Here is a 4,179-nt window from a genome sequence, read left to right as displayed (position 1 = left end):
ACGGCCTCCGTACGGAGGCCGCTAAATGGAGCGGGCGAAGAGAATCGAACTCTCGTCTCAACCTTGGCAAGGTCGCGTTCTACCATTGAACCACGCCCGCGTAAATCTTGTATAAATATTATAACATAACAAAACAACTTTTGCAAAGATTTTTAATCAAATATTTGCGCGGCGGCATTTCTGGTCGCCGGAATTTCCGAAAGAACCTTCTTAAGACTTTGGTTTTTCAAATAAGGAGCCAAAGTTTGATTCCCCGAAATAAGCTGTTTTGCTTTGGCCGGATTGCCCAAATAATATTTGGCCGCCGGCGTCGAAAAAACATAAGACATTATTTTGCTTTTCATAAGGCTTCTTAAAAGGCGTTCGTTTTTGAGCACGCCCTGAACAGCCGGATTATTGACGAATTTATCCACGGCATAATCCTGGGAAGAAACTAAATCGTAAATTTTAAGATAATTTGACGTAATTTCATGCACGTCTTTGCGTGTTGAAAAGCCTTTTAAAACGTCGTCATTGTCAAAAACCACTTCTATAACCTGCGGCATATTCAAGTTGGTCATGACGGTGTTCATTAAAGAAAAGGGCGTCGCGCCGACGCTTTCAAATTCGGCCGGGGTCATCATAACGATATTATTGATGTTTACGGAAACTATCGCCGAACCTATATTGCTGAACTTGCCCCTCATACCGCCGCCGGCGGGATTATTCTGCGCCAAATCGCCGTAAGAAAATTCGTCCCGTTCGACGAACTCCGCGGTGTCGGATTCAAAAGATTTAAGCTGTTCCGCGGTAATATACCTTTCCGGCGACTGCGCTTTTTTTGCATACCACATTACCGGCAGCAACAACAAAAGCGCGAAAACCGCCACCCCTGCAACTTGCAATAAATATGTCTGTTTTTCTTTATCCATAACATTATTTTAACATAAAATGATATTATTTTTTAAACGCCGAAAGGAGCTTTAAAATGAAATCTCATACCGAATATCTTACGTTAAGAACGCCGGAAAGATACCAAATAGTAAATATTACCGGCCAAGTGCAAGAAGCTTTGGAAAAAAGCGGCATACAAGAAGGCCTTTGCCTTGTAAATTCCATGCATATAACTTCAAGCGTGTTTATCAACGACAATGAACTCGGTCTTCATCAGGATTTTATCCGCTGGGTGGAAAAGCTGGCCCCTTATGACATCAACGGCTATCAGCACAATCTTACCGGGGAAGACAACGGCGACGCTCATTTAAAACGCACAATTATGGGAAGGGAAGTCGTCATCGCGGTAACGCAGGGCAGGCTGGATTTCGGCCCGTGGGAAGAAATTTTTTACGGGGAATTCGACGGACAAAGAAACAAAAGAATCCTTATAAAAATTATAGGAGAATAAAGTGAAAAGAAAAGTTTATTATCACGACACCGACTGCGGGGGGGTTGTATATTACGCAAATTACCTTAAATTTTTTGAAGAGGGCCGCACCGATTTTATGGAGCAGGCCGGATTCAGCGTGCCGGAGCTGGCGGAAAGGGGATGCTTAATGATGGTTCATCATCAGGAAGTTTGGTATAAACACCCGGCGAAGTACGGCGACGTTCTGGACGTGGAAACGCACGCCGTGGAAATTTCCCCTGTGAGAATAGTTTTTGAATGTTTTGTAAAGAAATCGGACGGCACTTTGCTGGTACAGGGCCTGACCGACGTTGTAAGCGTAAGCAAAGAAGGGACGCTTTCAAACTGGCCCCAAGACGTTATGCAGGCGATAAAAGTATCGCCAAGACAAATAAAAGTCAGGAGGTTCTGATGAGATATTTATTTTTGGCCGTTTTGCTTTTTTCTGCAGTTGCGTGCACTACGCCCAACGGAAACAAATTAAGCTTCAGCAGTTTAAATCCGCAGACGGATATTTCCCCCGCGAAACCCACCGTTTCTTATGAAATGTACTCTTGGTATAACGGGCAGGATTGGGCTTACGCCATAATTGAAAACGGCGTAAAACTTACAACTTCCTTCAAGCAGATTACGGAAGACGACAATATTATAGTCGGCTCGGCCTATCTAAAAGACAAACTGCTTGAAATGCCGCGCGGAACGAAAGTTTACTGGAATCTTAAAAGGATTAAAGGCTTTCAAATGCCGGACGAAAAAACCATAGAAAGCATTGTAAGCGCGGCCAAAAAAGCGGGCGTCAGCGTTGAAGTCATCGCTTGGCCTAATTAAAATCAGTCCATCTGTTTAAAATATATCTTCCCGGATTATCGTAATTTATCACCTTGGCATAGTTGCCGACGGCGGTTGCGTTATCCGGGATTGATTTTGTAACCACGCTGCCCGCGCCAATAGTAACATTATCGCCGATACGGATATCCTCCACCACGCAGACGCAAGGGCCTATATAAACATTATCGCCTATTACGGCCGCTTTGCCGTGGTTGGAGCCTATCGTAGTAAATTGAGAAAGATTTACATTATTGCCTATTACCGCCGTAGGGTTTACTACAACCGGCCCGCAGTGCCCTATATAAAGGCCGTAGCCTACTTTGGTTTGCACGGGCAGGTCAATCCTTTTTCTGTTTCGGTTTAAAAGCCATAAAATCAAACCGTAATATTTCAGCAAGCCTTTGCTTTGGCGCATACGCCAGGCGTATTGAAACCTGAAAGAAGCGTTTACCAGCAAGGCTTTTATAAAAGTTATAAAATCACTCTTGCCGTAATATCTGAACAAATCGCTTTTTATGTATTTATTCATGTAAACCCCAAAAACAAACGCGCCGGCAGAACCTTTCCGGGCAAAGATATATATAACAGGAAGCAAAAGCGGGCAAATAAAAACGGCTGTTATATTTGAGCCATTCAGACTAACCCAAATAATAACAGCCGCGGCCCCTGCCATATAAAATATGGCAGGAAGCGCTCGACACAGCATATCCAAGGGATCAGCTTGAACACACTGTGTCTAAATCGGCTGTTTTTGGAGTCTGAATGTGCCGCCGAGTACCGACAGCGCACCGTATTCTTCATACGGTTCCAAAAACAGTATCAAATTTTTTATAAGCCGCATTTAAGGCTTATTTACGCTCCCTAAAAGGGTACGATTAATTATAACAATTTTAACGAATTGTATTAAACGCAAAAAAGCCCCGGGCTTGCCGGGGCTTTCTGTTTTAAAACTTCGGCTGCTGCTTTTTTACTTTCAACATCAGCAAAGCTTTCTTTATTTCCATTTCGGCCAATTCTATGTCAATGTCCGCGTCGTGTTTGGATAAAGAGGCTTTCGCCTGCGCAAGCTTCTGCTTGGCGGCGGCTTCGTCAATTTCGCCGGCTAAAGCGGCGTCCTCGGCAAAAACGCTGATTTTATCGTTTTCGATTTCCGCCAAGCCGCCCATTACGGCAAAGGTTTCTTCCTTATCGCCTTCTTTATAACGCAAAACGCCGTAGTTTAACTTGGCGACGTACTGCACGTGCCCAGGGAGCACGCCCATTTCGCCGTTATAAGCGGGCAGGGCGACAAAATCAACCTCTTTGTCCAAAACCTGCCTTTCCGGCGTTATGATTTGCAGTTTAAGTTTCTTTCCCGCCATAATTAATCCTGTTCTTTGGCTTTCATTTTTTCATAGTTGGCAAGCACGTCTTCTATGCCGCCGCAGTTGAAAAACGCCTGCTCGGGGATATAATCGTATTCCCCGGCGAGAATGGCTTTAAAGCTTTTTATAGTGTCTTCAAGCTTTACGTATTTGCCGGGCATACCCGTAAATTTTTCCGCGACAAAGAACGGCTGCGAAAGGAACTTCTGTACGCGTCTGGCCCTGGCCACGACGGTTTTGTCCTCGTCGCTGAGCTCGTCCATACCCAAAATGGCGATGATATCCTGCAAGTCTTTATATTTTTGCAGGAGTTTCCTTACGCCCTGGGCGACGTCGTAATGTTCCCGGCCGATAATCCTGGCGTCAAGAATCCTTGAAGTGGAATCAAGCGGATCGACAGCCGGGTAAATACCCAAGCTGGCTAGCTGCCTTGAAAGAACCGTGGTCGCGTCCAAGTGCGTAAACGTGGCGGCGACGCCGGGGTCGGTCAAGTCGTCGGCGGGAACGTATACGGCCTGTATAGAGGTAATGGAACCTTTTTTGGTGGAGGTAATCCTTTCCTGCAAAGCGCCGATTTCGGTATTTAAAGTAGGCTGATAACCT

The 4,179-nt window shown here is 45.1% G+C and carries 6 protein-coding genes, 1 tRNA gene and 1 pseudogene; 3 read left to right on the top strand and 5 right to left on the bottom strand.

Annotated elements, in window-relative coordinates:
• Positions 1-26: 26 nt before the first annotated feature.
• Together ACQY26_RS03510 and ACQY26_RS03505 are read right to left on the bottom strand one after the other, a co-directional pair.
• A tRNA-Gly gene (locus ACQY26_RS03510) sits at positions 27-100 on the bottom strand.
• A gap of 52 nt (positions 101-152) precedes the next feature.
• Positions 153-911 carry a hypothetical protein gene (locus ACQY26_RS03505; RefSeq protein WP_428047715.1) on the bottom strand — a complete coding sequence of 253 codons (759 nt, stop codon included), beginning with the start codon at positions 909-911 and terminating at the stop codon, positions 153-155.
• 56 nt (positions 912-967) lie between these two features.
• Between ACQY26_RS03505 and ACQY26_RS03500 the strand changes: the two genes are divergently transcribed.
• Genes ACQY26_RS03500 through ACQY26_RS03490 form a run of 3 tightly spaced genes read left to right on the top strand, consistent with a single transcriptional unit; the run spans position 968 to position 2,212 of the window.
• Positions 968-1,384, top strand: coding sequence for a secondary thiamine-phosphate synthase enzyme YjbQ (locus tag ACQY26_RS03500; protein ID WP_428047713.1), 417 nt, complete (start codon positions 968-970; stop codon positions 1,382-1,384).
• 1 nt (position 1,385) lies between these two features.
• Positions 1,386-1,796 carry an acyl-CoA thioesterase gene (locus ACQY26_RS03495; protein WP_428047712.1) on the top strand — a complete coding sequence of 137 codons (411 nt, stop codon included), beginning with the start codon at positions 1,386-1,388 and terminating at the stop codon, positions 1,794-1,796.
• Complete coding sequence (locus ACQY26_RS03490) at positions 1,796-2,212, top strand: hypothetical protein (RefSeq protein ID WP_428047711.1); 417 nt, start codon at positions 1,796-1,798, stop codon at positions 2,210-2,212. The genes ACQY26_RS03495 and ACQY26_RS03490 overlap by 1 nt, the downstream gene beginning before the upstream one ends.
• Here ACQY26_RS03490 and ACQY26_RS03485 read toward each other — a convergent pair.
• From ACQY26_RS03485 to ACQY26_RS03475, 3 genes and pseudogenes are all read right to left on the bottom strand, one after another.
• On the bottom strand, positions 2,205-2,741 hold the full coding sequence (locus ACQY26_RS03485) for a serine acetyltransferase (RefSeq protein ID WP_428047710.1): 537 nt from the start codon (positions 2,739-2,741) through the stop codon (positions 2,205-2,207). The two genes, ACQY26_RS03490 and ACQY26_RS03485, sit on opposite strands and share 8 nt — an antisense overlap.
• Positions 2,742-3,156: 415 nt before the next feature.
• Complete coding sequence (gene atpC / locus ACQY26_RS03480) at positions 3,157-3,573, bottom strand: ATP synthase F1 subunit epsilon (protein ID WP_428047709.1); 417 nt, start codon at positions 3,571-3,573, stop codon at positions 3,157-3,159.
• Between the two features lie 2 nt (positions 3,574-3,575).
• Positions 3,576-4,179 (bottom strand): annotated as a pseudogene (locus tag ACQY26_RS03475) (F0F1 ATP synthase subunit beta); the annotation flags it as partial.

Origin of the sequence: Candidatus Proelusimicrobium excrementi (assembly GCF_937881865.1) — a bacterium.
Lineage (GTDB): Bacteria > Elusimicrobiota > Elusimicrobia > Elusimicrobiales > Elusimicrobiaceae > Proelusimicrobium > Proelusimicrobium excrementi.
Note: the sequence above shows the minus strand (reverse complement) of the source record. Positions and strands in the feature narration are given on the sequence as shown.

What these genes read in the sequence shown, in the direction of transcription:
- ACQY26_RS03505 (WP_428047715.1), bottom strand. Translation starts at nt 911, where the DNA reads ATGGATAAAGAAAAACAGACATATTTATTGCAAGTTGCAGGGGTGGCG.
- ACQY26_RS03500 (WP_428047713.1), top strand. Translation starts at nt 968, where the DNA reads ATGAAATCTCATACCGAATATCTTACGTTAAGAACGCCGGAAAGATAC.
- ACQY26_RS03490 (WP_428047711.1), top strand. Translation starts at nt 1,796, where the DNA reads ATGAGATATTTATTTTTGGCCGTTTTGCTTTTTTCTGCAGTTGCGTGC.
- ACQY26_RS03485 (WP_428047710.1), bottom strand. Translation starts at nt 2,741, where the DNA reads ATGAATAAATACATAAAAAGCGATTTGTTCAGATATTACGGCAAGAGT.
- atpC (WP_428047709.1), bottom strand. Translation starts at nt 3,573, where the DNA reads ATGGCGGGAAAGAAACTTAAACTGCAAATCATAACGCCGGAAAGGCAG.